Origin of the sequence: Serratia sp. root2 (assembly GCF_031931805.1) — a bacterium.
Taxonomy (GTDB): Bacteria; Pseudomonadota; Gammaproteobacteria; order Enterobacterales; family Enterobacteriaceae; genus Serratia; species Serratia inhibens.
The window spans coordinates 1-23,436 of the sequence record NZ_JAUJXB010000002.1 but is presented as its reverse complement, the minus strand read 5'-3'; the positions used below and the strand labels follow the sequence as shown (position 1 = coordinate 23,436).

25 protein-coding genes, 4 tRNA genes, 1 other RNA gene and 1 other annotated feature are annotated in these 23,436 nt (G+C 53.1%); of the genes, 20 read left to right on the top strand and 10 right to left on the bottom strand.

Going from position 1 to position 23,436, the window contains the following annotated elements; genetic code table 11:
• Positions 1 to 199 precede the first annotated feature (199 nt).
• From csrA to luxS, 10 genes are all read left to right on the top strand, one after another.
• On the top strand, positions 200 to 385 hold the full coding sequence (gene csrA, locus QZQ97_RS13855; protein WP_004950328.1) for a carbon storage regulator CsrA: 186 nt from the start codon (positions 200 to 202) through the stop codon (positions 383 to 385).
• Positions 386 to 696: 311 nt separating this feature from the next.
• Positions 697 to 789 (top strand) — tRNA-Ser (locus QZQ97_RS13850).
• 3 nt (positions 790 to 792) lie between these two features.
• A tRNA-Arg gene (locus QZQ97_RS13845) sits at positions 793 to 869 on the top strand.
• Positions 870 to 930: 61 nt separating this feature from the next.
• Positions 931 to 1,007: transfer RNA gene (locus QZQ97_RS13840), tRNA-Arg, on the top strand.
• 49 nt (positions 1,008 to 1,056) lie between these two features.
• Positions 1,057 to 1,133 (top strand) — tRNA-Arg (locus QZQ97_RS13835).
• Between the two features lie 28 nt (positions 1,134 to 1,161).
• Positions 1,162 to 1,281, top strand: a non-coding RNA gene (locus QZQ97_RS13830) — RtT sRNA.
• A gap of 175 nt (positions 1,282 to 1,456) precedes the next feature.
• Positions 1,457 to 2,023, top strand: a complete 567-nt coding sequence (yqaB, locus tag QZQ97_RS13825; protein ID WP_311993947.1) for a fructose-1-phosphate/6-phosphogluconate phosphatase — start codon at positions 1,457 to 1,459, stop codon at positions 2,021 to 2,023.
• Positions 2,020 to 2,448, top strand: coding sequence for a YqaA family protein (locus QZQ97_RS13820; protein WP_311993946.1), 429 nt, complete (start codon positions 2,020 to 2,022; stop codon positions 2,446 to 2,448). The genes yqaB and QZQ97_RS13820 overlap by 4 nt, the downstream gene beginning before the upstream one ends.
• Before the next feature lie 82 nt (positions 2,449 to 2,530).
• Positions 2,531 to 4,093 carry a glutamate--cysteine ligase gene (gene gshA, locus QZQ97_RS13815; protein ID WP_311993945.1) on the top strand — a complete coding sequence of 521 codons (1,563 nt, stop codon included), beginning with the start codon at positions 2,531 to 2,533 and terminating at the stop codon, positions 4,091 to 4,093.
• Positions 4,094 to 4,259: 166 nt separating this feature from the next.
• On the top strand, positions 4,260 to 4,775 hold the full coding sequence (luxS, locus tag QZQ97_RS13810; protein ID WP_020825287.1) for an S-ribosylhomocysteine lyase: 516 nt from the start codon (positions 4,260 to 4,262) through the stop codon (positions 4,773 to 4,775).
• Between the two features lie 67 nt (positions 4,776 to 4,842).
• Here luxS and QZQ97_RS13805 read toward each other — a convergent pair whose 3' ends face one another.
• Positions 4,843 to 6,132: an HlyC/CorC family transporter gene (locus QZQ97_RS13805; protein ID WP_311993944.1), complete on the bottom strand. Its 1,290-nt coding sequence runs from the start codon at positions 6,130 to 6,132 to the stop codon at positions 4,843 to 4,845.
• Between the two features lie 41 nt (positions 6,133 to 6,173).
• Positions 6,174 to 6,965, bottom strand: coding sequence for a cytochrome C assembly family protein (locus tag QZQ97_RS13800; protein WP_065505888.1), 792 nt, complete (start codon positions 6,963 to 6,965; stop codon positions 6,174 to 6,176).
• Positions 6,966 to 7,134: 169 nt separating this feature from the next.
• Here QZQ97_RS13800 and ffh point away from each other — a divergent pair, with 169 nt between their 5' ends.
• The 5 genes from ffh to rplS all read left to right on the top strand — a co-directional run bounded on the left by ffh (position 7,135) and on the right by rplS (position 10,759).
• Positions 7,135 to 8,496 (top strand): signal recognition particle protein, encoded by a 1,362-nt coding sequence (gene ffh, locus QZQ97_RS13795; RefSeq protein WP_062790301.1) that lies wholly within the window; start codon positions 7,135 to 7,137, stop codon positions 8,494 to 8,496.
• A gap of 216 nt (positions 8,497 to 8,712) precedes the next feature.
• Positions 8,713 to 8,961, top strand: coding sequence for a 30S ribosomal protein S16 (rpsP, locus tag QZQ97_RS13790; RefSeq protein WP_004932501.1), 249 nt, complete (start codon positions 8,713 to 8,715; stop codon positions 8,959 to 8,961).
• Positions 8,962 to 8,979: 18 nt separating this feature from the next.
• Positions 8,980 to 9,528: a ribosome maturation factor RimM gene (gene rimM / locus QZQ97_RS13785; protein ID WP_212558578.1), complete on the top strand. Its 549-nt coding sequence runs from the start codon at positions 8,980 to 8,982 to the stop codon at positions 9,526 to 9,528.
• Positions 9,529 to 9,580: 52 nt separating this feature from the next.
• Positions 9,581 to 10,348, top strand: coding sequence for a tRNA (guanosine(37)-N1)-methyltransferase TrmD (gene trmD, locus QZQ97_RS13780; RefSeq protein WP_212558579.1), 768 nt, complete (start codon positions 9,581 to 9,583; stop codon positions 10,346 to 10,348).
• Positions 10,349 to 10,402: 54 nt separating this feature from the next.
• Positions 10,403 to 10,759 (top strand): 50S ribosomal protein L19, encoded by a 357-nt coding sequence (gene rplS / locus QZQ97_RS13775; protein WP_004950372.1) that lies wholly within the window; start codon positions 10,403 to 10,405, stop codon positions 10,757 to 10,759.
• A gap of 163 nt (positions 10,760 to 10,922) precedes the next feature.
• Here the strand turns inward: rplS and QZQ97_RS13770 are convergent, their stop codons facing one another.
• From QZQ97_RS13770 to QZQ97_RS13755, 4 genes are all read right to left on the bottom strand, one after another.
• Positions 10,923 to 11,141, bottom strand: coding sequence for a DNA-binding transcriptional regulator (locus QZQ97_RS13770; RefSeq protein ID WP_004950376.1), 219 nt, complete (start codon positions 11,139 to 11,141; stop codon positions 10,923 to 10,925).
• Positions 11,142 to 11,212: 71 nt separating this feature from the next.
• Entirely contained in the window at positions 11,213 to 11,731 is a 519-nt protein-coding gene (locus tag QZQ97_RS13765; RefSeq protein ID WP_311993943.1) for a lysozyme, read from the bottom strand.
• Complete coding sequence (locus QZQ97_RS13760) at positions 11,715 to 11,936, bottom strand: HP1 family phage holin (RefSeq protein ID WP_126480384.1); 222 nt, start codon at positions 11,934 to 11,936, stop codon at positions 11,715 to 11,717. Before QZQ97_RS13760 ends, QZQ97_RS13765 begins: the two co-directional genes overlap by 17 nt.
• Positions 11,937 to 12,205: 269 nt before the next feature.
• The gene (locus QZQ97_RS13755) at positions 12,206 to 12,970 is read right to left on the bottom strand and encodes a DUF481 domain-containing protein (RefSeq protein WP_311993942.1); all 765 of its coding nucleotides are present in this window, start codon (positions 12,968 to 12,970) and stop codon (positions 12,206 to 12,208) included.
• Between the two features lie 565 nt (positions 12,971 to 13,535).
• Between QZQ97_RS13755 and QZQ97_RS13750 the strand changes: the two genes are divergently transcribed.
• Entirely contained in the window at positions 13,536 to 14,609 is a 1,074-nt protein-coding gene (locus tag QZQ97_RS13750; protein WP_065505910.1) for a 3-deoxy-7-phosphoheptulonate synthase, read from the top strand.
• Between the two features lie 6 nt (positions 14,610 to 14,615).
• Positions 14,616 to 15,737, top strand: a complete 1,122-nt coding sequence (gene tyrA / locus QZQ97_RS13745) for a bifunctional chorismate mutase/prephenate dehydrogenase (protein WP_311993941.1) — start codon at positions 14,616 to 14,618, stop codon at positions 15,735 to 15,737.
• Between the two features lie 41 nt (positions 15,738 to 15,778).
• On the opposite strand, the gene pheA is transcribed toward tyrA, so the two are convergent.
• The 4 genes from pheA to bamD form a co-directional block, all read right to left on the bottom strand.
• Positions 15,779 to 16,936 carry a bifunctional chorismate mutase/prephenate dehydratase gene (gene pheA / locus QZQ97_RS13740; RefSeq protein WP_311993940.1) on the bottom strand — a complete coding sequence of 386 codons (1,158 nt, stop codon included), beginning with the start codon at positions 16,934 to 16,936 and terminating at the stop codon, positions 15,779 to 15,781.
• Positions 16,937 to 16,977: 41 nt separating this feature from the next.
• Positions 16,978 to 17,103, bottom strand: a sequence feature (Phe leader region).
• A complete protein-coding gene (gene pheL, locus QZQ97_RS13735) occupies positions 17,055 to 17,102 on the bottom strand; it encodes a pheA operon leader peptide PheL (RefSeq protein WP_187962929.1) in 48 nt (15 codons plus the stop codon). (Overlaps the previous feature by 48 nt.)
• Before the next feature lie 127 nt (positions 17,104 to 17,230).
• Positions 17,231 to 17,572, bottom strand: a complete 342-nt coding sequence (raiA, locus tag QZQ97_RS13730; protein WP_004950387.1) for a ribosome-associated translation inhibitor RaiA — start codon at positions 17,570 to 17,572, stop codon at positions 17,231 to 17,233.
• Positions 17,573 to 17,884: 312 nt separating this feature from the next.
• Complete coding sequence (gene bamD, locus QZQ97_RS13725) at positions 17,885 to 18,616, bottom strand: outer membrane protein assembly factor BamD (RefSeq protein ID WP_065505913.1); 732 nt, start codon at positions 18,614 to 18,616, stop codon at positions 17,885 to 17,887.
• A 131-nt stretch (positions 18,617 to 18,747) separates the two neighbouring features.
• On the opposite strand from bamD, the gene rluD reads away from it, so the two are divergent.
• The 3 genes from rluD to clpB all read left to right on the top strand — a co-directional run bounded on the left by rluD (position 18,748) and on the right by clpB (position 23,160).
• On the top strand, positions 18,748 to 19,725 hold the full coding sequence (gene rluD, locus QZQ97_RS13720; RefSeq protein ID WP_065505914.1) for a 23S rRNA pseudouridine(1911/1915/1917) synthase RluD: 978 nt from the start codon (positions 18,748 to 18,750) through the stop codon (positions 19,723 to 19,725).
• On the top strand, positions 19,725 to 20,456 hold the full coding sequence (yfiH, locus tag QZQ97_RS13715) for a purine nucleoside phosphorylase YfiH (RefSeq protein WP_311993939.1): 732 nt from the start codon (positions 19,725 to 19,727) through the stop codon (positions 20,454 to 20,456). Before rluD ends, yfiH begins: the two co-directional genes overlap by 1 nt.
• Before the next feature lie 130 nt (positions 20,457 to 20,586).
• The gene (clpB, locus tag QZQ97_RS13710; protein ID WP_311993938.1) at positions 20,587 to 23,160 is read left to right on the top strand and encodes an ATP-dependent chaperone ClpB; all 2,574 of its coding nucleotides are present in this window, start codon (positions 20,587 to 20,589) and stop codon (positions 23,158 to 23,160) included.
• Positions 23,161 to 23,436: the final 276 nt, after the last annotated feature.

The following is a 23,436-nucleotide window of genomic DNA, read 5'->3' as shown; positions in this document are numbered from 1 at the left end:
TTTAGCCTGTGCTAACACAATTTAGTTACAATTCCGGGAACAAAGTTTTTCAGGTCGGCTAAACTTATCATTATCTGAGGTGAGACCAAGCCTGCTTACACTTATTGTGGGTTACATGGCTTACGTTTTCGCAGCATATGATGGATAATGACGGGGAAACTGAGAGACCCGACTCTTTTAATCTTTCAAGGAGCAAAGAATGTTAATTCTGACTCGTCGAGTTGGTGAAACCCTCATGATTGGCGATGAGGTCACGGTCACAGTATTAGGGGTCAAGGGCAACCAGGTTCGTATTGGTGTGAATGCCCCTAAAGAGGTGTCAGTGCACCGCGAAGAAATCTATCAGCGCATTCAGGCAGAGAAGTCTCAACAGACGACCTTCTGATTTCGAAGCAGCGTCTCGTTGCTTGGCGAGACGCTACTGAGCTTTTTTGTGCCCATCATTATCCTTTCCCGCTATCCTTCTTACTCATTTCTTGTTTTAAGCCATTCACTTTGTTTGCGGTTTTACTGTAGTTGCCTGTTGATAAAACACTCTTTTTGCCGTGAAATCACTCATGTTGAGCGTGAATTGTGCAAATGCGCGTGAGTTGGGAAAAATTGTTTGACTTAAAAGTCGGAGAAAGTAATATGTGCGCCACGCAGTGCCGATGAGCTTCTCCAAAGCAAGTTAGGCACAATTCGAAAGAAGCGTATGGTGAGGTGGCCGAGAGGCTGAAGGCGCTCCCCTGCTAAGGGAGTATGCGGTCAAAAGCTGCATCCGGGGTTCGAATCCCCGCCTCACCGCCATTTGCATCCATAGCTCAGCTGGATAGAGTACTCGGCTACGAACCGAGCGGTCGGAGGTTCGAATCCTCCTGGATGCACCATATTTTGCAGTATGGTGGGGTAGTAACAACGTACCATACGGTATCAAAAAAGAATTCCTGTGCATCCATAGCTCAGCTGGATAGAGTACTCGGCTACGAACCGAGCGGTCGGAGGTTCGAATCCTCCTGGATGCACCATTCTTTCTGTCAAACTTGTTCTTCAAGCAGACAACCAAAAAATAGTAATGCATCCATAGCTCAGCTGGATAGAGTACTCGGCTACGAACCGAGCGGTCGGAGGTTCGAATCCTCCTGGATGCACCATATAAGAAAAACCCGCTTCGGCGGGTTTTTCGCTTTTCCGACCGCGAGGAGAGCAGTTGGAGGTTCGAGCCGAGCGCAGCGAGACAACGTTGCTTCAGCAACGGCCCGCAGGGAGAGGCGCAGCCGAATCATCCTCCTGGATGCACTATCTAAGAAAAACCCGCTTCGGCGGGTTTTTCGCTTTCTGGCCTTGGCAAAATGCTTTCTGCACTGCTTTTCTTGCCGGGCTTTTCTCAGAGCACATTCCGCCATTACGCGATCAGCGACAACCTTCCGGCTTTACGCTAAAGTAGTTTTCTTTCCTCAACGATCATGGAGTAACGATGTACGACCGCTATCAGGGTCTGATCTTCGACATGGACGGCACTATTCTTGATACCGAGCCGACGCACCGCAAGGCGTGGCACGAGGTGCTGGCCCGTTACGGTATGACGTTTGATGAAGCGGCCATGGTGGCGTTGAACGGTTCTCCGAGTTGGCGAATTGCCCAGTCGATCATTACCCGCCATCAGGCCGATCTCGATCCCCATCAACTGGCTGCAGAGAAAACTCGCGCGGTGGAAACGATGCTGTTGGATACCGTGCGCCCCCTGCCGCTGATTGAGGTGGTCAAAGCCTATCAAGGCCGCCGCCCGATGGCGGTAGGTACTGGCAGTGAACATCACATGGCGGAGTCTTTGCTGCGCCATTTGGGTCTGTTCCACTGTTTTGATGCGATCGTGGGTGCCGATGACGTACTGCGGCACAAGCCTGAACCCGATACTTTCCTGCGTTGCGCCGAGCTGATTGGCGTGCCGCCGGAAAAATGTGTGGTATTTGAAGACGCAGATTTCGGTATTCAGGCGGCGAAAAGCGCCAACATGGCTGTCGTAGACGTCCGCACGCTTTGAGTAGTACGCTGGCGGTCATGTCGCTATTCGGCAGCAGCTTCCTCAGTGCGACGCTGTTGCCGGGAAATTCAGAGATTGTTTTGGTCGCCTTGCTGACTCACAGCCGCGTCTCACCGGAGTTCCTGGTGTTGGCCGCGGCGTTGGGGAATACGCTTGGCGGGGTGACCAATGTCATTATCGGGCGCTTGTTACCGGCGTTGAAACCGCAGCGGGGGCTGAAGACAGCGCTCGGGTGGATGCAACGCTTTGGCCCGGCTGCGCTGTTGCTCAGCTGGGTGCCGGTAGTGGGCGATTTGTTGTGCGTGTTGGCAGGTTGGCTGCGCATGCCCTGGGGCCCTGTAGCGCTGTTTCTGTGTATCGGAAAGACGCTGCGTTACATCATTTTGACTATGATAACGTTACAGGGAATGGCCTGGTGGCATTAACGAAGTGAATATAACTCAATATTCACTCGGGCGCAGATTCAGTATGCTTACGAGTTATTGTTTTTAGAAGCGGGAGGTCAATTTGATCCCGGACGTATCACAGGCGCTTTCTTGGTTGGAAGCCCATCCCCATGCATTAAAAGGTATTCGTCGCGGCATCGAGCGTGAAACGCTGCGTGTCACCGCGGACGGAAAACTGGCGACAACCGGACATCCGGAGAAATTGGGGGCGGCATTAACGCACCACTGGATTACCACAGACTTTGCCGAGGCGCTGTTAGAGTTCATTACGCCGGTTGACGATAACCTCGATCACCTGCTGACGTTCCTGCGTGATATCCATCGTCACGTGGCGCGTAATCTGGGGGATGAGCGCATGTGGCCGCTCAGCATGCCGTGCTTTATTGAAGCCGAGCAGGACATTGAGCTGGCGCAGTTCGGCTCGTCGAATATTGGCCGCATGAAAACGCTGTACCGTGAAGGATTGAAGAATCGCTACGGTGCACTGATGCAGACCATTTCCGGCGTGCATTACAATTTCTCACTGCCGTTGGAGTTCTGGCAGGCATGGGCCGGCGTGAAAGACGCAGAAAGCGGCAAAGAGCAGATTTCTGCAGGCTACTTCCGCTTGATCCGTAATTACTACCGTTTTGGCTGGGTGATCCCGTATTTGTTCGGCGCGTCACCGGCAATCTGTTCCTCGTTCCTGAAAGGGCGTGAAACCGCATTGCCGTTCGAACGCACCGAGCAGGGTATGTGCTATCTGCCGTATGCCACTTCGCTGCGGTTGAGTGATCTGGGCTACACCAATAAATCTCAGAGCAATCTGGGTATTACCTTCAACGATCTGCAGAGTTATGTCGCCGGTCTGAAGCGGGCGATTGTCACGCCTTCTGAAGAGTTCGCCGAATTGGGTGTAAAGGACGGTGATCGCTACCTGCAATTGAACAGTAATGTGCTGCAGATTGAAAATGAACTGTATGCGCCGATCCGGCCGAAGCGCGTGACCAAAAGCGGTGAGACGCCGTCAGATGCGCTGCTGCGCGGCGGTATCGAATACATCGAGGTACGTTCGCTGGACATCAACCCGTTCTCGCCAATCGGCGTGGATGCGGTGCAGGCGCGTTTCCTGGACCTTTTCCTGGTGTGGTGTGTGCTGGCCGATGCGCCAGAAATGAACAGTGATGAACTGCTTTGCACGCGCAAGAACTGGAACCGTGTGATCCTCGAAGGACGCAAGCCTGGCCAGACCATCGGTATGGGCTGTGATGACAGCCGTGAGCCGCTGGAGAAAGTCGGTAAGGCGCTGTTTGACGATCTGCGACGCGTAGCGGAGGTACTGGATAGCGAAGCCGGCGATCGGCAGTACCAGCAAGTTTGCGATGAGCTGGTTGCGGCGTTTGACGATCCGGAGCTGACGTTCTCTGCTCGTATCCTGAAAGCGATGAAGGAAGAAGGAACCGGCCGAGTGGGTCTGCAATTGGCTGAGCAGTACCGTCAGATGTTGATGGAGGAGCCGTTGGAAATTCTGACTGAAGCCGAGCTGGCGAAGGAACAGGAAGCCTCATGGCAGCGTCAACGCAACATAGAATCCAGCGATACGCTAAGCTTTGAAGAGTTCCTGAAGCAACACGGCGGGGGCTGAAAAAGAAAAAGGCCACATCAATGTGGCCAAATATGCATCTCTGATGACAGGGATGATGATAACAAATGCGCGTCTTTCACATACTCAGACTCGCTGGGTTGGAAAAGGTTTCCTGGTTAGTTAAAAAAGTTTCGAAATAAATACTCTTTTACGAGGAGGTAACGAAATGCCACTGCTGGATAGCTTCACCGTAGACCATACCCGCATGGCAGCCCCGGCTGTCCGCGTTGCGAAAACCATGAAAACTCCTCATGGCGATACCATCACCGTGTTCGATCTGCGCTTTTGTCGGCCGAACCTGGAAGTGATGCCAGAGCGCGGCATTCATACGCTGGAACATCTGTTTGCCGGCTTTATGCGTGATCATCTGAATGGTCAGGGCGTTGAGATTATCGATATCTCCCCAATGGGATGCCGCACGGGTTTCTATATGAGCCTGATTGGTGTGCCGGAAGAGCAGCGCGTTGCCGATGCGTGGAAAGCGGCGATGGCCGACGTGCTGAAAGTGACTGACCAGCGCAAAATTCCTGAGCTGAATGAGTTCCAGTGTGGGACCTATCACATGCACTCTTTGGAAGAAGCGCAGGAAATCGCTAAGCACATCCTCGATCACGATGTGGTAGTAAACCACAACGAAGAGCTGGCGCTGCCGAAAGAAAAGCTGCAAGAACTGCACATCTAGTTTACCGCCTGGCTGCAGCAATAAAAAAAGACGCGATGTTCGCGTCTTTTCTCTTTCTGGCGGGCAATCAGCGTTGTTGAACGCTGGATTGCAGCGACTTTATCGGCGTGACCCGCACCTGTTTGATCATGTTGTCCTGTACGTCGAGGATATCCACGTCGTAGTGACTTACCCGTACCCGGGTACCGATCTCGGGGATCTCTTCCAGCTCTTCCAGCAGCATGCCGTTAATGGTGCGCGCTTCGGTGGCCGGCAGCGTCCAGTTGAACGCCTTGTTTAACTCGCGTACGTTGGCAGTACCGTCTATCAGTACGGAGCCGTCGCTCTGCGGATTAACTTCCTCCGCCAGCGTGGGTGACATCGAGGTCGTGAAATCACCCACGATCTCCTCCAGAATATCCTCCACCGTTACCAGCCCCTGAATATCACCGTATTCGTCCACCACGATGCCGACTTTCTCTTTATTCCGCTGGAATTTCACCAGTTGAACATTGAGCGGCGTGCCTTCAGGCACATAGTAAATTTCGTCGGCGGCGCGCAGCAGGTTCTCTTTGTTAAACTCTTTTTTCTCGGTCATCAGGCGGTAAGCTTCACGCACCCGCAGCATGCCGATGGCGTCATCCAACGAACTGCGATACAGCACGATGCGGCCGTGCGGCGAGTGTGTAAGCTGACGCATGATTGACTTCCAGTCGTCGTTGACGTCGATGCCGACGATTTCGTTGCGCGGCACCATGATGTCATCGACCGTCACCTTTTCCAGATCCAGCACCGAGATCAGCATGTCCTGATTACGGCGGGAAATCTGCGAGTGGGATTCATTGACGATGGTACGCAGCTCGTCCTTGCTCACCGCATCGCTGACGCGCACGTTGGTACGGATGCCGAACAGGCGCAATATCAGCGTGGTGATACCATTGAGCAGCCACACTAGCGGGAACATTACTTTCTGCAGCGGCGCCAGTAAAAAGCTGCTGGGGAATGCGATGCGCTCCGGATACAGCGCTGCGAAGGTTTTTGGCAGCACTTCGGCGAACAACAACACGGCGAACGTCAATATACCGGTGGCGATGGCTACGCCGAGGTCGCCATACAGTCGCATGCCGACGATGGTTCCCAACGCCGAAGCGAGAATGTTCACCAGGTTATTGCCGATCAACACCAGACCAATCAGGCGATCCGGTTTTTGCAGCAGTTTCTCGACCCGGCGCGCAGAGCGGTTACCCTGCTTGGAGAGATGACGCAGACGATAGCGGTTGAGCGTCATCATGCCGGTTTCGGATGCTGAGAAGTAAGCGGAGACCACAATCATGATCACCAGGATAATGATCAGGGTCCCTGTCGAAACGTGCTCCAACGCGGTATTCCTTATATAGGGAAAAAGATGGCCTGAGGCGGCTAGCGCACCATGACTTGTTGAATCAGACGGCTACCGAAATAGGCCAGCGTCAGCAAAAAGGCGCCGGCAAAGCTGAACCAAACGACGCGGCGGCCGCGCCAACCTTCATGATAATGGCCCCACAGCAAAACGATGTACACAAACCAGGCCATGATGGACAACACGGCTTTGTGCACGTTCTCTTTGCTGAACAGGTTATCCATATAAAGCAGGCCGGTGCACAGGGTGAGCGTGAGCAACACTACGCCGATCTGGGTGATGTGGAACATTTTGCGTTCGATGCTCATCAACGGTGGCATGTCAGCACTGAAGGACAGCTTTTTGTTTTTGAGCAGGTAATCTAGCCAGGCCAGTTGCAACGCATATAATGCGGCAATAATCAGCGTAGCGTAGGAGAACAGAGCCAGACCGATATGCACCATCAGCTCCGGGCTGGCCTCCAGGTGAGTGATGAACTCGCCCGGCATAAAGCTGGCGAAGGCCAGATTGATCATCGCAAAGCTGTAAACGATGGGCAGCAAGAACCAACCGCGATTGCGCGAAGCGACAAAGGTCATGATCGAACAAATGATCAGGCTGACGATAGAACCGATGTTCAGCAGGCTGAGATTTTGTCCGGTATTGACGTCAAAGATGCGTTGCTGCAGTGCGATGGCATGGCAAATTAGCGCCACCACCGCGGAGACGATAGCAAGCCGACGGTATGCGCTGTTCTTCCGCAACAAGCTGGGAATAATCAGTCCAAGGCTGAGCAGGTAGGCGATCAAAGCCACAATGGAGAAAACTGGCATAGCGTTTAATTTTGCTTCGGCATGGTTAATTGGATTGCCAGTATAGCGTTGAGCGCGTCCCACTCCAACCGATCTCCAACGCTGAGGCAGAGATCCTGTGCGCTTCGTGTTATCATCGCCGCAATTGTGTCGCCAAAGCGGCCTGTCATTACACGTTGAGCATGAGACGATGTTTGAAAATTTAACCGATCGATTGTCGCGCACACTGCGCAATATCAGCGGCCGTGGGCGGCTGACCGAAGAGAATATCAAGGATACCCTGCGTGAAGTGCGCATGGCGTTGCTGGAAGCGGACGTTGCGCTGCCGGTGGTGCGCGACTTTATCAACCGCGTCAAAGAGAGCGCGGTGGGGCATGAAGTCAATAAAAGCCTGACGCCGGGGCAAGAATTCGTCAAGATCGTCAAGAGCGAGCTGATTGCCGCGATGGGCGAAGTGAATACCGAGCTGAACCTGGCTGCGCAACCGCCTGCCGTGGTACTGATGGCGGGCCTGCAGGGTGCAGGTAAAACCACCAGCGTCGCCAAGCTCGGCAAATTCCTGAAAGAAAAACAGAAGAAAAAAGTGTTGGTGGTTTCCGCGGACGTTTATCGTCCGGCTGCGATCAGGCAGTTGGAAACGTTGGCTGAAGGTGTCGGCATCGATTTCTTCCCGTCGGATGTCAAAGAGAAGCCGATCGACATCGTTAACCGCGCATTGCAGCAAGCCAAGCTGAAATTCTACGACGTGCTGATCGTCGATACCGCTGGCCGCTTGCACGTAGACGAAGCGATGATGGACGAGATCAAACAGGTGCATGCGGCGATCAAGCCGGTGGAAACCTTGTTTGTGGTCGATGCCATGACCGGTCAGGACGCCGCCAATACGGCCAAGGCCTTTAACGAAGCGCTGCCTCTGACCGGCGTGGTGCTGACCAAGGTCGACGGCGATGCGCGTGGCGGTGCTGCGCTGTCGATCCGCCACATTACCGGCAAACCCATCAAGTTCCTCGGTGTGGGCGAGAAGACCGATGCGCTGGAACCATTCCATCCGGACCGCGTGGCGTCACGTATTCTCGGCATGGGCGACGTCCTGTCGCTGATCGAAGATATCGAAAGCAAAGTTGATCGCGAACAAGCGGAAAAACTGGCTAACAAGCTGAAGAAGGGCGACGGTTTCGATCTGACCGACTTCCTGGAACAGTTGAAGCAAATGCGTAACATGGGCGGCATGGCCAACATGTTGAGCAAACTGCCCGGTGCCGGCCAACTGCCGGACAATGTGAAATCGCAGATGGACGATAAAGTGCTGGTGCGCATGGAGGCGATCATCAACTCGATGACGTTGAAAGAGCGCGCCAAGCCGGAAATCATCAAAGGCTCGCGTAAACGCCGCATCGCGATGGGGTCCGGTATGCAGGTGCAGGACGTCAACCGCTTGCTGAAGCAGTTCGACGAGATGCAACGCATGATGAAAAAGATGAAGAAAGGCGGAATGGCGAAGATGATGCGCGGCATGAAAGGTATGATGCCGCCGGGCTTCCCAGGCCGCTGACAGGCGCTTACCCTCTGGGGTGAGCGTGTTTAAGCATTTGCCGTTCGCGGCAAAAACCGCCCGAAATAGTGCTGGCCGCAAAAAGTTGTTGACGGTGATCTACGCTTTAGATTGCTTTTTGCGCCAAAATGAGTAAAATTTTCGGGCTTTTTATATTGCAACCGGGCCCCGTTCCCTCAATGGGGCCCGGCTGTTTTATTAACTAAAGAGGATGTTATGGTAACAATTCGTTTGGCACGTGGCGGCGCTAAAAAGCGTCCGTTCTATCAAGTAGTAGTGACCGACAGCCGCAATGCTCGTGATGGTCGCTTCATCGAGCGCGTAGGCTTCTTCAACCCGATCGCATCTGGTCAGGCTGAAGCACTGCGTCTGGACCTGGACCGCATCGAACATTGGGTCGGCCTGGGTGCAACCGTTTCTGATCGCGTTCACGCGCTGATCAAAGACGCTAAGAAAGCAGCTTAATCTGTCGCGGTGGTGGCAATGAGCAAGCAACTCAAACCGGTAGCACCTAAGCAGCCGATTGTACTCGGTAAAATGGGGTCTACTTACGGCATCCGTGGTTGGCTCAGAGTATTTTCATCCACCGAGAACGCCGAAAGCATTTTTGACTATCAGCCGTGGTTTATCCAGCAGGCGGGTCAATGGCAGCTTGTCGAGTTGGAAGACTGGAAGCGCCACAGTCAGGACCTGATCATCAAAGTCAAAGGCATTGACGATCGGGATGCTGCGAATCTACTGACCAATCGCGAGATTATCGTGGATTCGGAACAACTCCCCGCGCTGGACGGTGATGATTACTACTGGAAAGACCTTATGGGTTGCCAGGTAGTCACTACCACCGGCTACGAACTGGGTAAAGTCGTCGATATGATGGAAACCGGTTCGAACGATGTGATGGTTGTGAAGGCTAATCTGAAGGATGCGTTCGGCATGAAGGAGCGGTTGGTCCCGTTTCTTCATGGGCAGGTTATCAAGAAAGTCGATCTCACTGCTCGCGTGATTGAAGCAGATTGGGATCCTGGTTTTTGACCTCCGAATTAAACGGTCGAAACAAGTGGAATAACGAAATGGGGATTGGCTTGTGTTTATTGGTATTGTAAGCCTGTTTCCTGAGATGTTCCGCGCGATCACCGATTATGGGGTGACTGGCCGGGCAGTAAAAAATGGCCTGCTGAGCGTGCAGTGTTGGAGTCCGCGTGACTTCACCTACGACCGGCATCGTACCGTGGACGATCGCCCTTATGGCGGCGGCCCGGGAATGTTGATGATGGTGCAGCCCTTGCGGGAAGCCATTCATGCAGCAAAAGCAGCGGCAGGCGAGGGAGCAAAGGTGATTTATCTGTCACCTCAGGGGCGCAAGCTGGATCAAACCGGCGTGTGCGAACTGGCGGCCAACCCGAAGATGATTCTGGTTTGTGGCCGTTATGAAGGGATAGACGAGCGCGTAATCCAAACCGAAATTGATGAAGAATGGTCAATCGGCGATTACGTTCTCAGCGGCGGGGAACTGCCGGCAATGACCCTGATCGACTCTGTCGCCCGTTTTATACCGGGTGTACTGGGCCATCAGGCTTCAGCAGAAGAGGATTCTTTTGCCGATGGATTGCTGGACTGTCCGCACTATACCCGTCCTGAGGTGTTGGAAGGGATGGAGGTTCCGCCGGTTTTACTGTCGGGCAACCATGCCGAGATACGTCGCTGGCGCTTAAAGCAGTCGCTGGGCCGTACCTGGCTTAGAAGACCTGAACTTCTAGAAAGCCTAGCTCTGACTGACGAGCAAGCGGTGTTGCTGGCTGAGTTCCAACGGGAACATCAGGCCAAGCAGCAGGACTATGAAGGGAACGTCTGAGCATCTGGCTCGACGGGACCGATATATCAGTTTACCTAGGGTAAGAGACATATTATGAGCAACATTATTAAGCAAATTGAACAAGAGCAGATGAAGCAAGACGTACCTGCATTCCGTCCGGGTGATTCCGTGGAAGTTAAGGTATGGGTCGTTGAAGGTAGCAAAAAACGTCTGCAGGCATTCGAGGGCGTGGTTATCGCTATCCGTAACCGCGGTCTGCACTCTGCATTCACTGTTCGTAAGATTTCCAACGGCGAAGGTGTTGAGCGTGTATTCCAGACTCACTCCCCAGTAATCGACAGCATTACTGTTAAACGTCGTGGTGCCGTTCGTAAAGCCAAACTGTACTATCTGCGTGAGCGTACTGGTAAGTCTGCTCGTATCAAAGAGCGTCTGAACCGCGTAGGCTAATGCTGCATCCGAAAGTTAATAGCTATGAAGGGGTTGGCAATATGCCAACCCCTTTTTTTATGCCTGTTATTTGCAGGTTGCCTATGCAAGATTATTTTTCGTAAATGCGCTATGAAGGTCGATTTTTGCGGGCATAAAAAAGCCTGCTGTTGCAGGCTATGCATTAGAGTGCGGCAGCGCGTTGTTTGCCTTTCTCCGGGTGCGGCTGGGCCGGAATGATATCACCGGGTTTTACGATCACCCTCGCAACCGATTCATGAGTGGCGAAGGTGCAGCTGCAGTTAATGTTCTGGCATTGATGATAGCGCTCCTTGGTCGACTCGCTCAGGTAGCGGCTGGAGCGAGTGTGGGCCACGTTACCGCATAGTGGACAGTGCATCATAGAAACCCCCTTGCAATAAATTAAATTATAATCAATAGATTAAGCAACGAAATAGCATCGAAGGATGCTGGTCAAGAGGCGCGTTCAGCACCTTTGAGACACAATTTGCGTTCCTCCGCACGCCGACGTTCCAGCCCTTTACTCTTTTTGCCATTGATGTAGATCCAGCGTGGTAACTGATCGCATGCCTGTTGCCACTGATGCTGATTGAGAAAATAGGCCAGCGTGGATCCGCAGGCGGCGCTTACGCCGACGTTGAAGGCAAAAGCGATAACTGCATCATAGATCTCTTGCGGTAGGGCTTGTGGTATACAACTCGCCACACCTTGTTCTATACGTCGAACATCGGTCAGAAAATCTGCTGCGGCCTTTTCCTCGGTGATAGTGGCACCAGGCAGCACTCCAGTTGTGTGCCCTACGCCTTGAGTCCACACGCCTGCATCGCACTGGTAGGGCGACAGTTGGCATCCCTCAAAGTCAGTAATCAGTTTTAGCCCGTTTTCAGAGGTTTTAACCTGATCGAACTGAGGTATCAGCATCGCTATCGTCAGGATAGTTGCAGCGACACAACGTTTAACGATTGAGCTCATCGTAAATTCTCCTTCGAGATACGGCGTTTTGTTCTATCGCCTTGAGAACCTGCAGGCTTTTTCGCCGGTAGTACCAGTTCACCAGAAAGGTGCCAATTCCGACTGCGGCACCGACCAAAAATGCAAGGTCCTGGGGTGAAAGCTTGCCCAACCAGGCAAGAAATAGTGCTATAGCGTAAGTAATAAATGAGGTGACTTTCTCCATTGCTTCAATCCCACTGTTGTTTGCCTGAGGCACCTATATGAGCCATCCTGACGGCAATAGCGGCGTTATGGGCAATGTATCGCTGTGAGCATTAAGATTGCCCATGCTCCGTTCCTGTTTAATAACTACTGTGTATGCATACAGTATTAAGCTATTTGCTAAAGTCGTCAATAGTATGAATGCTGTTTTTAGCAAAATGTTTAACGGGAGGCTTTGGGCATAAAAAAAGCCCATCAATGATGGGCTTGGTAGAATTGGGCTTGGAAGGATTACAGACCGTAAACCAGCGAGACCGAGGTAGTGGTGTCGGTGTTTTTCGGCGCAGACGCCGGTGGTTTACTGTTGTAGGTTACTGTGTAAGCCAGGCGCAGCGAGAACTTGTCGTTAATCGCAACGCTCAATGCAGTCTCGGAGTTCAGCGTGGTTTCTTCGTTAGCCAGCGCCGAAACGCCTTCGGAGAACTTGGTGGTGTCGGTCAACTGGTATGAATAGTTGGCTGCGCCGTAAGCCAGCGCTTTCGTTGAACGACCACCGCCATGATATTCATCGTGACGCACGCCCGGACCAAATTCTACCCGTAAATCGCTGAGTGGCCCGTTGAGCAATTGACGACCGTAACCGCCGGTTGCAGTAGAGCGAGAGTCGTAACCGTTGAAACGATCGCTCAACCAGCTTGCCTGGCCGAACAGATAGTTGCGATCGGACAGGTTATAACGGGTACGGCCGCCAGCCTGATATTTTTCCGATGAGCGCACGTTGGAAGACGTGGTGTTGTTGGCGGCTCCCCATAGGCTGTAGGCAGCATCGCTGTTAAACCAGGTCATGCTGGTATTGGCCAACAGGGTCGAACTTTGCGAGTTGCCTGACTGGGAGTTGTACCCGGCCTGGACATTGCCTTCAAACGGTTTTTTAGCGGTGGCCGGATCGTCCATCGCGGTGAAAAGCGTATTGTCGGCAAAGGCTGAAACGCTGGTGAAGGCAGTCAAGCAGCTGATGACTAGCGGAATAGCGCGACGAGCGCGTAAAGAGAGCATTTTGGATCCAGTTGTTAAGAGTGATTATAGGTGATAACGGTCACATTATAACGATTCCGCATTGCGACAAAAATAGCCGTGATTAGCTTAAGTTTTAAATTTTTCATCCTCACTTATTCATTTTTCTTCTACTTAATTAACCCCTTCCGCTGGCATATCGTGCTGAGTGTCCTTAGGGTTTAATGGGTTTTTAGGTGGGGTTGTCGCCTGCTGGCAACAAAACCGGCAGCTATAGCTTTGCGGAAACTCCGCGCTCGTCTGTCTTGCGCCGCAATCTTTTGTGTAAAATTTAATTTACGATTTTCAGCCGATGTGTTCTTTAGGATGAACCGCAAAACGGTAGGCGGCAGAGTTGGTCTGTTTTGTAATTATTAAATTAAAATCAATTAATTAAATACATTTCATTGATGCGTTTATGGTGGGTTTTTGACTGAATTTTCAGGTGGTAATTTTTTATTTACGGATTTCGGATTGAAAACTTTACAGTTCATGGTAGGGTAAGGTTCTGAAACGCTCAACGTTCTCCTCACGCTTACGCATAACGGCAAACGACAGGAATAGCATCATGCAAAAAGACGCGCTCAATAACGTACATATCAGTGCAGAACAAATTCTGATCACTCCGGAAGAATTGAAGAACCAGTTCCCGCTTAGCGCCAACGATGAAAATGAAATCGCCACTGCGCGCAAAACCATCGCCGATATTCTGCAGGGGCGCGATCACCGTCTGCTGGTGGTGTGCGGACCTTGTTCCATCCACGATCCGGATGCGGCACTGGATTACGCCCGTCATTTGAAAACCCTGTCGGCTGAATTGAGCGATCAGCTGTATATCGTTATGCGTGTCTATTTTGAGAAACCGCGGACCACGGTCGGCTGGAAGGGCCTGATTAACGATCCGTACATGGATGGTTCGTTTGACGTTGAGGCAGGTTTGCACATCGCGCGTCGCCTGTTGCTTGACCTGGTCGGGATGGGGTTGCCGTTAGCGACCGAGGCGTTGGATCCGAACAGCCCGCAATACCTGGGCGATTTGTTCAGTTGGTCAGCGATTGGTGCACGTACGACTGAATCACAAACTCACCGTGAGATGGCTTCAGGGTTGTCAATGCCGGTAGGTTTCAAAAACGGTACAGATGGCAGCCTGGGGACGGCAATTAATGCCATGCGTGCAGCGGCAATGCCGCACCGGTTTGTCGGTATCAATCAGGCGGGCCAGGTGTGTCTGCTGCAAACTCAGGGTAATCCGGATGGCCACGTGATCCTGCGCGGTGGCAAAACGCCAAACTACAGTGCCGAGCACGTTGCAGCCTGCGAAAAACAGATGCAGGACGCGGGACTCCACCCGTCCTTGATGATAGATTGCAGCCATGGCAACTCGAATAAAGATTATCGCCGTCAGCCGGCGGTTGCCGAGTCCGTGGTTGAGCAGATCAAAGCGGGTAACCGTTCGATCACCGGCATCATGCTGGAAAGCCACCTGCACGAAGGCAGCCAGTCTTCCGAGCAACCGCGTGCAGATATGCGCTACGGTGTTTCTGTTACTGACGCCTGCATTAATTGGGAGAGTACAGAGACTCTGCTGCGTCATATGCACCAGGAACTTGGCGCTGCGCTGACGGCACGTACTGGAGAGTAGTAAGTTATGGTGGCTGAACTGACCGCGTTGCGCGATCAAATCGACGAAGTGGACAAGGCGCTGCTGCAGCTGCTGGCAAAACGCCTGCAACTGGTGGCAGATGTGGGCGAGGTTAAAAGCCACCACGGGTTACCGGTATACGTTCCCGAGCGTGAGGCAGCGATGTTGGCCTCGCGCCGTAAAGAAGCGGAAAACCTTGGTGTGCCGCCGGATCTGATCGAAGACGTACTGCGCCGCGTAATGCGCGAGTCTTACGTCAGCGAGAATGACAAAGGCTTTAAAACCCTGTGTCCGCAGTTGCGCCCGATCGTGATTATCGGCGGTAACGGTCAAATGGGGCGGTTGTTCAATCGTCTGCTGACGCTGTCCGGCTACCAGGTCAAGGTGCTGGATCAGGAAGATTGGCCGCAGGCCGACGCATTGTTGGCGGATGCCGGGATGGTGATCGTCAGCGTGCCTATTCACGTGACCGAACAGGTGATTGAGCGGCTGCCGCCGTTGCCGGCGGATTGTATTCTTGTCGATCTGGCCTCGGTGAAAAATCGTCCGTTGAATGCCATGCTTGCGGCGCATGGCGGCCCAGTGGTGGGGTTGCACCCGATGTTCGGTCCGGATGTGGGCAGCGTGGCCAAGCAGGTTGTGGTTTATTGCGATGGCCGCCAGCCGGAAGCTTATCAGTGGCTGCTGGAGCAGTTGCAGGTGTGGGGCGCGCGTTTGCATCGCATCAGCGCGGTTGAGCACGATCAGAATATGGCGTTTATCCAGGCGCTCCGTCATTTCGCGACCTTTGCCTATGGGCTGCATTTGGCGGAAGAGAACGTTCAACTGGAGCAGTTGCTGGCGCTGTCTTCGCCAATCTACAGGCTGGAGCTGGCGATGGTTGGGCGGCTCTTTGCTCAGGACCCGCAGTTGTATGCGGATATCATCATGTCGTCGGAAGAGAATATTGCGCTGATTAAACGCTACTACCAGCGTTTTGGCGAAGCGATAAAGTTGCTGGAGCATGGGGATAAACAGGCGTTTATCCAGAGTTTCCAGAAGGTCGAGGACTGGTTTGGCGACTACGCCCAACGCTTCCTGGTGGAAAGCCGTTCGCTGCTGCGGCAGGCAAATGACAGCCGGCAATAAGTTATCAGGGTTCGGCTGCGCCGAACCCTTTTTTATCTCACTCAGGATGGATTGACCGGTACCACGTTGTCGCTGGGATAGCAGCCGAGTACTTTCAGCGAACGGGTAATCGGCGTCAGATCTTTCAACGCTTTTTGCATCGCTTCAGAACGCAGGTTCGCTTGCACATCGATATAAAACATCTCTTCCCATGGATTACCGTTAATTGGACGAGACTCCAGCTTGGTCATGATGATGCCATTGTCACGCAGCACCAGCAGGGCTTCAACCAAAGCGCCTGACTGCTGGCCGGTAGCCATAATCAGGGTGGTCTTGGCCGGGACCTGTTCTGATACCTCAATAGCCTTGCGCGCCAACACGATGAAGCGGGTAATGTTCTGCTGTTGGTTCGCCAGATTGTGTTCCAGTACCTGCAGGTTATACAGCGCGCCGCCAGCCTCGCTGCCCAATGCTGCAGCTTTAGGTGAGTTCAGCTTGGCGACTTTTTCCATTGCTGCCGCGGTGCTCTCGCAATACTCGATTTTCCAGTGCGGGTAGCGGTTAATAAACTGGCTGCACTGCTGGAACGGCTGCGGGTGGCTGTACACGGTTTCGATTTGGTTCAGGTCGGTGTTATCGGCCACCAGGACGCAGTGATCGATTGGATTGGTCAGTTCGCCAACGATCGACAGGCTGGTGTGCTGCAGCAGATCGTAAACGTCGTTGATCGATCCGGAACTGGTATTTTCAATCGGCAGGATGGCGTAATCCGCCTGGCCGGTTTCGACCTGGGTGAAAATGTCCTGGAATTTTTGGCAACCGCATTCTATCAGTTGGTCGAAATGGCGAGCGGCATATTGGCGTGCGGCCAGGTGCGAATAGGAACCTTTAGGTCCAAGGAAGGCGATGCGAGCAGAATGCTGGCTGACTTGATTAAGCTGATGCTGCAACAGCGCTTGCTGGGTCAATACCGAGTCTTCGATAATCAGCTGGAACAGGCGGGTAACGTAAAAGCCGTCGAGGTCGTAGGGTTTGGCGGCGGCGATTAACGCATCCAGCAGATCTCGCTCGCGTTCTTTATCGCGGATGGGACGATGGGAATGCAACTTGGTTTTTCCTACCTCGACCGCCAGCTCACGGCGCTCTGCAAGCAGTGCCAGCAGTTTGAGATCCAGTGCGCTGATGCGTTCGCGCAGCACGAGTAACGGGTTGTCTGTCATAATCAGCTTCTGCCTTGTATTTTTATACGTCGTAAATAGCCATAAAAAAAGCCCCCTGTTTCAGGAGGCTTTGCTGTTCGTCTTCGCATTCTTTATCACACGACGAAACGCCTCCCAATCAGGGGAAGGTAAAAAAGAATGCGAAGAAAAACGGTTTGCGGACCATGTGTTATCCAAAATGAATGTGCGTGAGACAGGTTTTAAAGTAACCGCAGGCTTTTATCTCTGTCAATAAAAAAACCAGACAAAAAACGCGCCCTCGGGCGCGTTTGATGTGAAACAGCCACTAAAGGGTTATTCCTGTTCGGGCTCAACTTCTGGAACAATGTCTTTCACGCTGGCGGCGGCGCGGCGCGCTTCGCCTTTGTGCTGCACCTTATTCAACTGACGCTCCAGCTTGGCGATCAGATCGTTAACGGCGGTGTACATGTCTTCATGTTTTGCGCTGGCAACCAGCGGGCCGTTAGGGGTGGTAATGGTGGCGTCTGCTACAAACCCTTTAGGTTCTTTGGATAAAACAATATGCGGGTTAATCAGCTGGGCCTGCCATTTTTCCAGTTTGGTGAGACGGTCTTCGACGTGACTGCGGATTGCGGGAGTGATATCCATTTGTTTGCTGGTAATGTTCAATGTCATATAACTTACCTCTCTGTCTTTCCGTCTTGGATGACCCCAGCATACCGCGCTTTTTGCTTAAATGCGTGATGAAAATCACGTTTTTTTGTCACTTTTTGCAAAGTTAGTTCAATCTGTGATTCAGCATCTGAATCGGCCATCTAACGCTTGAGTCTTGAGAGTAGAACGCGCATTATTGAAAAGATAAGCGGTTGCGTAATCTTGCTAATGCCGTGTTTTTGCTTGTGTATTTTTCAAATCTTGGTCAAATGTACAGCAAATGAAAACGGCAGCCGAAGCTGCCGTTTTGTTTTTCTGCTATCACTCATCCGCTTATGACGGATTGGCGGCAATCACTTTGGCCACTTTGTCGGCCTGGCCGTTCAACTGCAGCTGTTTGTAAGCGTTTTCCATCAGGGGTAAGGCGTCGCGCGTTGCCTGAGTATCCGGGTATTCACGCAACATCTGATCGGCACGATTAACGACCGCGACGTAAGCACCGCGTTTAGTGTAGTATTCCACCACCGAAAGCTCATATTTGGCCAGGCGGTCTTTCAGATACACCAGACGCTTGTTGGCATCGGTTACATACTGGCTGTTCGGGTATTGCTGAATCAGCTGGCTGAAGTCGCGAAAAGCAGCGCGAGCATGCTGTGGATCGCGGTCTGAACGATCGACCCCGAAGAAGCCTTGCAACGCACTGTCATCCAGCGCCATATCGGTCAGACCACGCATGTACATCACGTAGTCGATGTTCGGGTGCGTTGGGTTCAAACGCATGAAACGATCGATAGACGCCTGAGCCAGTGGTAAATCGGCAGATTTATAATAGGCATAAATCAGGTCCAACTGAACCTGCTGGGAGTACGGCCCGAAAGGATAGCGGTTATCTAACGCTTCGAGTTGCGTAATCGCGCCCTTAAAGTTACCGTCCTGCAGTTTTTGCTGGGCAGTAGCATAGATTTCCGAAGGTGGGTTGTCGGGAACCGCATCCTTGGATGTGGAGCAACCTGCCAGCGCCAGGCTCAACGTGGCTGCCGCCACCAGATATTTCATACGCGTCATGACGTTTTGATTATCCTCAGGGTGTTATTCCGGGAGACTGTCCGTTAAGCTCCCGACAAAGACCAGGTACAATAGCACATTATATTAAACGGCATCGCCGTGAAAACCCAACGTTAACGAAGAAGCTGCATATGGCACAACAAGTACAACTCACCGCAACGGTGGCCGAATCTCAACTCGGACAACGTTTAGATCAGGCTTTGGCCGAATTGTTCCCTGATTATTCACGATCTCGCATAAAAGAATGGATCCTGGACGATCGGGTACAGGTTAATGGCAAAACGACGAACAAACCGAAAGAGAAAGTGCTGGGGGGAGAGACGGTCGCCATTGATGCCCAGATAGAAGAAGAAGCCCGTTGGGAACCGCAGGACATCGCACTGAATATCGTCTACGAAGACAGTGACATTTTAGTGATCAACAAGCCGCGTGACCTGGTTGTGCATCCTGGCGCCGGTAATCCTGACGGTACGGTGCTCAATGCGCTGCTGTATTATTATCCGGAAATCGCGGACGTGCCGCGTGCCGGCATCGTACACCGTCTGGATAAAGACACGACCGGTCTGATGGTGGTGGCGAAAACCGTTCCGGCGCAAACCCGTCTGGTCGAGGCGTTGCAGGCGCGTGAAATCACTCGTGAATACGAAGCGGTCGCTATTGGTACCATGACCGCTGGCGGTACCGTTGAAGAGCCGATTTCCCGCCACTCCACCAAGCGCACGCATATGGCGGTGCACCCGATGGGCAAACCGGCGGTGACGCATTACCGCATTATGGAGCACTTCCGTGCGCATACCCGTTTGCGTCTGCGTCTGGAAACCGGTCGTACCCACCAGATCCGTGTGCATATGTCGCACATCAACCATCCACTGGTAGGCGATCAGCTGTACGGTGGCCGCCCGCGTCCGCCTAAAGGTGCATCGGAGGCGTTTATTGCTACACTGCGCGGTTTCGATCGCCAGGCGCTGCACGCTACCATGCTGCGTTTGTATCATCCAATCAGCGGCATCCAGATGGAGTGGCATGCACCGCTTCCGCAGGATATGGTCGATCTGATTAACGCGCTGAAGGTTGATACCGAAGAATTCAAAGATCAGATGAATTGGTAATGGATCCTTTTATCCTGCCTGATTGGCCGTTGCCTGCAGGGGTAAAAGCCTGCAGCACCACCCGCGGTGGCGGTATTAGTCTACCGCCGTATGATTCGCTCAACCTCGGCACCCATGTCGGGGATGTTGCATCCGCGGTGGAACTTAACCGTGAACGGTTGGTGGCGGGCGCGAGTCTGCCGCAAATGCCGGCTTGGCTGGAACAGGTTCACGGTACTCGCGTAGTGCGGCTGGATGGGCAAACCCCAACTGATCTGCGCGCGGATGCTGTTTACAGCAACGTGCCGGGGCAGGTGTGTGCCGTAATGACGGCGGACTGCTTACCCGTGTTGTTCTGCTCATGTGCAGGCGATGAAGTGGCTGCTGCCCACGCCGGTTGGCGCGGGCTTTGCAGTGGCGTACTGGAACAGACTTTGGCGGCGTTTGCCGCTGAACCTGGCCATATCAGCGCTTGGCTTGGTCCGGCAATCGGTCCGCAGCAGTTTGAAGTGGGGCCAGAGGTTCGTGCCGCATTTATGGCAGTGGATAGCGCCGCAGCGGCCGCTTTTATCCCGCACGGCGATAAGTTCCTGGCAGATATCTACCTGCTGGCTCGCCAGCGCCTGCAGCACGCCGGCGTAAAACTCGTCTACGGCGGCGATCGCTGTACGGTTAGCGAAATCAGTCAATTTTTCTCCTATCGACGCGATGGAGTAACCGGACGTATGGCAAGTTTAATCTGGCTGATATAACCTATTGAATTAGGACGGTCCGCTGACGCATGACGTTGTACTGATAATATAGTGTCGAAATAACCTTGAAAATTTGAGGGATGACCTCATTTAATCTCCAGTAGCAATTTTGACCTACATTGGAGGTGTTATGCGTCTGGATCGTCTTACCAATAAATTCCAGCTTGCCCTCGCCGATGCCCAATCTTTAGCCCTTGGGCACGACAACCAGTTTATTGAACCGTTACATCTGATGAGCGCTCTGCTTACTCAGGAAGGGGGCACGGTTCGTCCACTCTTAACTTCAGCCGGTATCGATAGCGGGCGCGTGCGCACCGAGATCGAACAGGCTTTGTCACGTCTGCCTCAGGTTGAAGGCACCGGTGGTGACGTTCAACCGTCTCATGAACTGGTGCGCGTTCTGAACCTGTGCGACAAGCTGGCGCAAAAGCGGGCGGACAAATTCATTTCTTCCGAACTGTTCGTCCTGGCGGTGCTTGAAGATCGAGGAACCTTGACCGATCTGCTGAAGGCCGCCGGAGCAACAGCCGATAAAATCAGTAAGGCCATTGAGCAAATGCGGGGTGGTGACAGCGTGGAAGATCAGGGTGCTGAAGATCAGCGTCAGGCGTTGAAGAAATACACTATCGATCTGACCGAGCGTGCCGAGCAGGGCAAACTTGACCCGGTTATCGGCCGTGACGAAGAGATCCGTCGTACCATTCAGGTGTTGCAACGCCGTACCAAGAATAATCCGGTGCTGATCGGTGAGCCTGGCGTGGGTAAAACCGCGATTGTCGAAGGTCTGGCGCAACGTATCATTAATGGTGAAGTGCCTGAAGGCCTGAAGCACAAACGCGTCTTGTCCCTCGACATGGGGGCGCTGATCGCCGGGGCCAAATACCGCGGTGAATTTGAAGAGCGGCTCAAAGGCGTACTGAGCGATCTGTCAAAACAGGAAGGCAGCGTCATTCTGTTTATCGATGAGTTGCACACTATGGTCGGTGCGGGCAAGGCCGATGGCGCAATGGATGCCGGTAACATGCTGAAGCCTGCGCTGGCGCGTGGGGAGCTGCACTGCGTCGGTGCGACCACCTTGAACGAGTACCGTCAGTATATAGAGAAGGATGCGGCGCTTGAACGTCGTTTCCAGAAGGTCTATGTGGCTGAGCCGAGCGTCGAAGATACCATTGCTATCCTGCGCGGCTTGAAGGAGCGTTATGAGCTGCACCACCATGTGCAGATCACCGACCCGGCGATCGTTGCGGCGGCCACGCTGTCACATCGCTATATCTCCGATCGTCAGTTGCCGGATAAGGCTATTGACCTGATCGATGAGGCGGCGTCAAGCATCCGCATGCAGATGGACTCCAAACCGGAATCGCTCGACAGGCTGGAACGCCGCATTATTCAGCTCAAGCTGGAACAGCAGGCGTTGAACAAAGAGTCGGATGACGCCAGCAAGAAACGCCTGGAAATGCTCAGCAGTGAGTTGGAGCAGAAAGAGCGCGAATATTCAGAGTTGGAAGAAGAGTGGAAAGCCGAGAAAGCCTCGCTCTCCGGCACCCAGAATATAAAAGCGGAGCTGGAGCAGGCCAAGATCACCCTGGAGCAGGCGCGACGCGTCGGCGATCTGGGGCGTATGTCGGAACTGCAGTACGGCAAGATCCCTGAGCTGGAAAAACAGCTCGCCGCCGCTACGCAGGCCGAAGGCAAAACCATGAAGCTACTGCGTAACCGGGTGACCGACGCGGAAATCGCTGAAGTGTTGGCTCGTGCCACCGGTATTCCGGTAGCCAGGATGCTGGAGGGCGAGCGTGACAAACTGCTGCGTCTGGAGCAGGAGCTGCATTCGCGGGTGATTGGCCAGGATGAAGCGGTCACTGCGGTATCCAATGCAATCCGCCGCAGTCGCGCCGGATTGTCTGACCCTAACCGGCCGATCGGTTCGTTCCTGTTCCTCGGCCCGACCGGGGTAGGTAAAACCGAGCTTTGCAAAGCGTTGGCGTCGTTCCTGTTCGACAGTGACGATGCGATGGTACGTATCGATATGTCCGAGTTTATGGAGAAACATTCGGTATCGCGGCTGGTGGGTGCGCCTCCGGGCTACGTTGGTTATGAAGAGGGCGGTTATCTGACCGAGGCCGTGCGCCGTCGACCTTATTCAGTGATCCTGCTGGATGAAGTGGAAAAAGCGCACCCGGATGTGTTCAACATCCTGCTGCAGGTATTGGATGACGGGCGTCTGACCGATGGTCAGGGCCGCACCGTTGATTTCCGCAATACCGTGGTGATCATGACTTCTAACCTTGGGTCTGATCTGATCCAGGAACACTTTGGTCAAATGAACTATGCGCAGATGAAAGAATCGGTTATGGAAATGGTTACACATCACTTCCGTCCGGAATTCATCAACCGTATAGATGAGGTGGTGGTGTTCCACCCGCTTGGGCAGAAGCATATTGCAGAGATTGCCAAGATTCAGCTGGCGCGTCTGTACAAGCGTCTTGAAGAACGTGGTTACGAAGTCACCATGACTGAACCGGCATTGGCTCTATTGGGCCAAACCGGCTATGACCCTGTTTATGGTGCGCGCCCGTTGAAACGCGCTATTCAGCAGGAAATCGAGAACCCGTTGGCGCAGCAAATCCTTTCTGGCAAGCTGATCCCGGGCAAGCTGGTGACATTGGATGTGGAAAACGAGCATATCGTTGCCAGGCAGTAATGGCTATTTAAAGCAATAAGTAAAAAGGGAGCGGAGTACCGCTCCCTTTTTGTTATCTATTTTGGGTTGGGCTTATGGGGTTTACATCTTCCATAGCCTTAAAACCCCGCTTTTTAGGCTAATAAATATCCTAAAAAGCGGTTATTGGTTAATGTTTGAACGCTTGAAAAGTTTTTTGCATTTAGGGGTTGCGGCCTTCTGAGAACTCCCTATAATGCGCCTCCACTGACCGGGAACAACGACTCCTCTAACGAGAACCAGTCGCCCAGCCAGGAG

What these genes read in the sequence shown, in the direction of transcription:
- csrA (WP_004950328.1), top strand. Translation starts at nt 200, where the DNA reads ATGTTAATTCTGACTCGTCGAGTTGGTGAAACCCTCATGATTGGCGAT.
- yqaB (WP_311993947.1), top strand. Translation starts at nt 1,457, where the DNA reads ATGTACGACCGCTATCAGGGTCTGATCTTCGACATGGACGGCACTATT.
- luxS (WP_020825287.1), top strand. Translation starts at nt 4,260, where the DNA reads ATGCCACTGCTGGATAGCTTCACCGTAGACCATACCCGCATGGCAGCC.
- QZQ97_RS13800 (WP_065505888.1), bottom strand. Translation starts at nt 6,965, where the DNA reads ATGCCAGTTTTCTCCATTGTGGCTTTGATCGCCTACCTGCTCAGCCTT.
- ffh (WP_062790301.1), top strand. Translation starts at nt 7,135, where the DNA reads ATGTTTGAAAATTTAACCGATCGATTGTCGCGCACACTGCGCAATATC.
- rpsP (WP_004932501.1), top strand. Translation starts at nt 8,713, where the DNA reads ATGGTAACAATTCGTTTGGCACGTGGCGGCGCTAAAAAGCGTCCGTTC.
- rimM (WP_212558578.1), top strand. Translation starts at nt 8,980, where the DNA reads ATGAGCAAGCAACTCAAACCGGTAGCACCTAAGCAGCCGATTGTACTC.
- rplS (WP_004950372.1), top strand. Translation starts at nt 10,403, where the DNA reads ATGAGCAACATTATTAAGCAAATTGAACAAGAGCAGATGAAGCAAGAC.
- QZQ97_RS13770 (WP_004950376.1), bottom strand. Translation starts at nt 11,141, where the DNA reads ATGATGCACTGTCCACTATGCGGTAACGTGGCCCACACTCGCTCCAGC.
- QZQ97_RS13765 (WP_311993943.1), bottom strand. Translation starts at nt 11,731, where the DNA reads ATGAGCTCAATCGTTAAACGTTGTGTCGCTGCAACTATCCTGACGATA.
- QZQ97_RS13760 (WP_126480384.1), bottom strand. Translation starts at nt 11,936, where the DNA reads ATGGAGAAAGTCACCTCATTTATTACTTACGCTATAGCACTATTTCTT.
- QZQ97_RS13755 (WP_311993942.1), bottom strand. Translation starts at nt 12,970, where the DNA reads ATGCTCTCTTTACGCGCTCGTCGCGCTATTCCGCTAGTCATCAGCTGC.
- QZQ97_RS13750 (WP_065505910.1), top strand. Translation starts at nt 13,536, where the DNA reads ATGCAAAAAGACGCGCTCAATAACGTACATATCAGTGCAGAACAAATT.
- tyrA (WP_311993941.1), top strand. Translation starts at nt 14,616, where the DNA reads ATGGTGGCTGAACTGACCGCGTTGCGCGATCAAATCGACGAAGTGGAC.
- pheA (WP_311993940.1), bottom strand. Translation starts at nt 16,936, where the DNA reads ATGACAGACAACCCGTTACTCGTGCTGCGCGAACGCATCAGCGCACTG.
- raiA (WP_004950387.1), bottom strand. Translation starts at nt 17,572, where the DNA reads ATGACATTGAACATTACCAGCAAACAAATGGATATCACTCCCGCAATC.
- bamD (WP_065505913.1), bottom strand. Translation starts at nt 18,616, where the DNA reads ATGACGCGTATGAAATATCTGGTGGCGGCAGCCACGTTGAGCCTGGCG.
- rluD (WP_065505914.1), top strand. Translation starts at nt 18,748, where the DNA reads ATGGCACAACAAGTACAACTCACCGCAACGGTGGCCGAATCTCAACTC.
- yfiH (WP_311993939.1), top strand. Translation starts at nt 19,725, where the DNA reads ATGGATCCTTTTATCCTGCCTGATTGGCCGTTGCCTGCAGGGGTAAAA.
- clpB (WP_311993938.1), top strand. Translation starts at nt 20,587, where the DNA reads ATGCGTCTGGATCGTCTTACCAATAAATTCCAGCTTGCCCTCGCCGAT.